Annotated in this window: 2 protein-coding genes; both read left to right on the top strand. The window is 39.3% G+C overall.

All coding sequences use genetic code 11. From position 1 onward, the window contains the following. Positions 1-180: 180 nt before the first annotated feature. Positions 181-2,148 (top strand): peptide ABC transporter substrate-binding protein, encoded by a 1,968-nt coding sequence (locus tag K1I67_RS09395; protein WP_223339721.1) that lies wholly within the window; start codon positions 181-183, stop codon positions 2,146-2,148. 160 nt (positions 2,149-2,308) lie between these two features. After that, a complete protein-coding gene (locus K1I67_RS09390; protein WP_223339720.1) occupies positions 2,309-4,267 on the top strand; it encodes a peptide ABC transporter substrate-binding protein in 1,959 nt (652 codons plus the stop codon). Positions 4,268-4,728 lie beyond the last annotated feature (461 nt).

Below are 4,728 nucleotides of genomic sequence, written 5' to 3'. Positions count from 1 at the left end.
CTCTATACTGTTTTTTGCAACTCTAGTATATCAGATGAACATGTCTTTTGTGTTGCACTTCATTTTACAACAGGGCTAAAAAATATTATTTTGAATTTTCTAAAAAATTCCATGCAAACCCTTGCTTTTATATGAAAATAGGGTATAATGGTGAAAATAGTATTTTAAAGGAGAATACCGATGAAATCGAAAAAGTGGCTCGCAGTAGCAGGGATAACGATGAGCGCAGCTCTTCTTTTAGCGGCTTGTAGCAAGACTGAGAAAAAAGCAGATGCTCCAACAACATTTTCGTATGTATATGCTATTGATCCAACAACATTGGACTACAGCGTTACTAGTAAAAGCTCAACATCAGATGTCATTGCCAACTTGGTCGACGGACTCTTGGAAAATGACAAATATGGGAACTTGATTCCATCGCTTGCTGAAGACTGGTCTGTTTCGCAAGATGGTTTGACTTACACCTACAAGTTACGTAAAGGTGTTAAATGGTATACTTCTGAAGGAGAAGAGTATGCTGAAGTCAAGGCCCAAGATTTTGTGACTGGTTTGAAGCATGCTGCAGATGGTAAATCAGATGGCCTAACACTTATCCAAGACTCTATCAAAGGTTTGGCAGAGTACGTTAGTGGTGAAAGTAATGACTTCTCGACTGTCGGTGTCAAAGCAGTTGATGACTATACGGTTGAGTATACTTTGAACAAACCAGAAAGTTTCTGGAATTCTAAGGTGACAACGGCGACTATGCTCCCTGTTAATGAAGAATTCTTAAATTCTCAAGGGAAAGATTACGGTGCAGCAGCTCCTTCAGGTATTCTCTACAATGGACCATATATTTTGAAGAACTTCACTTCAAAATCAGTAATTGAGTACGAAAAGAATCCAAATTATTGGGACAAAGACAATGTTAAGATTGACCACGTCAAGCTTACTTTCTACGATGGATCTGACCAAGAATCATTGATTCGTAGTTTTGCGTCAGGCTCATATACGACAGCACGCCTTTTCCCAACTAGTTCAAGCTTTGCCTCAACTCAGAAGGAATACGGCGATAAAATTGTTTATAGCCCACAAGAAGCGACTAGTTATTACTTTACTTTCAACGTAAATCGTCAGTCTTACAATAAAACAGCTAAGACAGATGATGCCCAAAAAACATCAACTAAAGAAGCGCTTCTCAATAAAAACTTCCGTCAAGCCATCAACTTCGCTCTTGACCGTCATGCATACTCTGCACAGATGAATGGCGAAGAAGGTGCAGACAAGATTATCCGTACCAGCCTTGTGCCTTATGACTATGTTCAGGTTGGTGAAAAGACCTTCGGTGAATTGGCTCAAGAACAATTGGTAACATACGGAGACCAGTGGAAGGATGTATCTTTGACAGATGGCAAAGATACTCTTTACAATCCAACAAAAGCAAAAGCTGCCTTTGAAAAAGCAAAATCAGAATTGCAAGCTAAAGGTGTAACCTTCCCAATCCATTTGGATATTCCAGTTGAGCAGACAGATGTCATTGCGGTACAGCAGACCAACTCTCTCAAACAGTCTGTTGAAGCAGCACTTGGAACTGAAAATGTCGTGATCGACGTTCTTCAAATGACTGACAATGAGAAAATGAGTATTACATCTCAAGCCAAGGTTCCTTCTCAAAAAGACTACGATTTGAACGGAACTGGTTGGGGACCAGACTATCAAGATCCAGCTACCTATCTCAATATTCTAGATGCTAAGAAGGGTTCTGCCCTTAAACACTTGGGTATCACAAAAGGTAAAGATCCAGAAGTCATGGCTCAAGTTGGACTTGATGAATACAAGAAACTCTTGGATGATGCAGCATCAGAAACGAGTGACCTTAATAAACGCTATGAAAAATATGCCAAAGCACAAGCTTGGGTATCCGATAGCTCACTCCTCATCCCTGTAGCGTCTTCAGGTGGTTCTCCGACAGTTAGTCGCACAGTGCCATTCTCAAAAGCATACTCTCAAGTTGGTATCAAGGGAGATCCGTTTGTATTTAAAGGTTTAGAGTTGCAAAATGATATTGTGACCACTAAAGAATACGAAGAAGCTCTCAAGAAATGGCAAAAAGAAAAAATTGAATCAAACGCTAAACATCAAAAAGAGTTAGCGAACCACGTTAAATAAACGTCAATAACGATGAAAGAAATCCTGATTTTATACGGGGTTTCTTTCTTTTTTCTGATACTGATGAGAGGTCAAATCAGTAAATAACTTTACTTTTGGGGCAAAATTTGATAAAATAGCTTTATGTTATAAAATCTAACATATAAGGAGAAAATGAATCATGAAATTCAAAAAACGACTGATTGGAGCGGGGTTGACACTTGCTGCTGCGATCTTATTGACTGCATGTGGTAAATCAGCAACAGATGCCAAAACCTACTCGTCGACATTTGGTGCAGATCCAACAACCTTTAACTATCTCTTAGACTACGCTGGTGATAACACTGCTATTGTAACCAACTTGGTAGATGGTTTACTTGAAAATGATAACTATGGGAACCTCATTCCTGCCCTTGCAGAAGAATGGAGTGTTTCTAAGGATGGTTTAACTTATACCTACAAACTTCGCCAGGATGCCAAGTGGTATACAGCTGATGGTGAAGAATACGCTCCCCTTAAAGCACAAGACTTTGTGACTGGTATCAAATATGCTGCTGACAACAAGGGGCAAGCTCTAGACTTGATTCAGAACTCTATCCAGGGTTTGGATGATTATGTAACAGGTGCTAATACAGACTTTTCAAATGTTGGTGTTAAAGCTGTAGATGACTACACTGTCCAATATACTTTGACACGTCCAGAGCCATTCTGGAACTCTAAAACGACCAATAGTATCCTCTTCCCTGTGAATGAAGAATTCCTAGCTTCTAAAGGCAAAGACTTCGGAACCTTGAAACCTGATAGTATTCTTTATAGCGGACCATATTTGTTAAAAGAATTTACATCTAAGTCATCTATCGAGTATGTGAAGAATCCACATTATTACGACCAAGAAAAAGTAACGATTGAAAAGGTAAAATTGGCATACTTTGACGGTTCGGACCAAGACTTGACAATCCGTAACTTTGAAAATGGTGCTTACTCATCTGCAGGTGTTTATCCAAACAGTTCAAACTTTGCTAAGACCAAGGAAAAATACAAGGACAATATCGTTTATAGCTTGCAAGATGCGACATCTTGGTACTACAACTTTAACGTCAACCGTGGTGCTTATAACCACACTGCGAAAACCAGTGATGATCAAAAACAAGCAACTCAAACTGCAGTTTTGAATAAAAACTTCCGTCAGGCAATCAACTTCGCTGTCGATCGTACAGCTTACTCAGCTCAATCAAATGGTGAAGAAGCAGCCAAGAATACTCTTCGTAACTCGCTTGTACCACCAACTTTCGTGCAAGTAGGAGACAAGACTTTTGGTGAAACAGTTGCTTCAAAATTGGTCAACTATGGCACACAATGGTCAAATATGAATCTTGAAGACGCCCAAGATGGATACTTCAACAAAGAAAAAGCGCAAGCTAAGTTTGCAGAAGCTAAGAAAGAGTTAGAAGCTCAAGGGGTAAACTTCCCAATTCATTTGGACTTACCTGTAGACCAGGTTAATAAGACCTTGCTTTCAGGAACAAACTCAATCAAGCAATCGATCGAATCAACACTTGGTTCTGAAAATGTAGTGGTTGATGTTAACCAATTGTCAACAGATGATTATACAAATGCAACAGTTCAAGCACCAACTCCAGCAGATCATGATTATGATTTGAACTTGGATGGATGGTCAGCTGACTACCAAGACCCTTCGACTTACCTCAATCCTTTCAACTCTGAGGACGGTTTCTACCTCAAGATTTTGGGACTTGATTCAAGCAAAGACACAGGTAAGATTACTAGTCTCGGTTTGGACCAATATACTCAAAAATTAAAAACAGCAGATGCAGAAAATACAGACGTTGCTAAACGCTATGAAAACTATGCAGATGCACAAGCTTGGTTGATTGATAGTTCTCTTCTAATCCCAGTTGTGTCAAATGGTGGTGGAGCATCAGTGACTCGTGTCACACCTTTCACACGTGCTTACTCTTTAGTTGGTATTAAGGGAACTGGAAGCAACTACAAGTATATGAGATTGCAGACAGATGTCGTTACAAGTTCTCAATTTGCTGAAGCCAAGGCTAAATGGGAACAAGAACGTAAAAATTCTGTTGAAAAGAGTCAAAAAGACTTTGAAAGTCACGTGAAATAAGTATAAGAAGAGAGAGTGGAACAGAAATCAGTAATTCGTTAGAATTCGATTTCGTCGACTCACCTCTGCACAGTTGAGTAAGGCTGTAAAAGCTGATGAAATCAGCGTAGTAGAGCCCACTCAACTACTGCGTCTCGCTCGACAATCCAAAGACAATTGAGAGGCTAGGATTTTTGTCCCAGCCTCTTGCTTTTTATTAGCGGTAAGTTTTTCTGGTGATAGCTGATTGAAATTTTTGCTATTTTTTAGACTCTAAAAATCTTTTTTATACTCAATGAAAATCAAAGAGCAAACTAGGAAGCGAGCCGCAGGCTGTACTTGAGTACGGCAAGACGAAGCTGACGTGGTTTGAATTTGATTTTTGAAGAGTATTAAGTAAAAATATTATTGCCCTGTTGTAAAATGAAGTGCAACACAAAAGACATGTTCATCTGATATACTAGAGTTGCAAAAAACAGTAT

Origin of the sequence: Streptococcus infantis (assembly GCF_019929575.1) — a bacterium.
In the GTDB taxonomy this organism is placed as follows: Bacteria; Bacillota; Bacilli; order Lactobacillales; family Streptococcaceae; genus Streptococcus; species Streptococcus infantis_L.
This window is presented reverse-complemented; position numbering and strand designations above follow the sequence as displayed.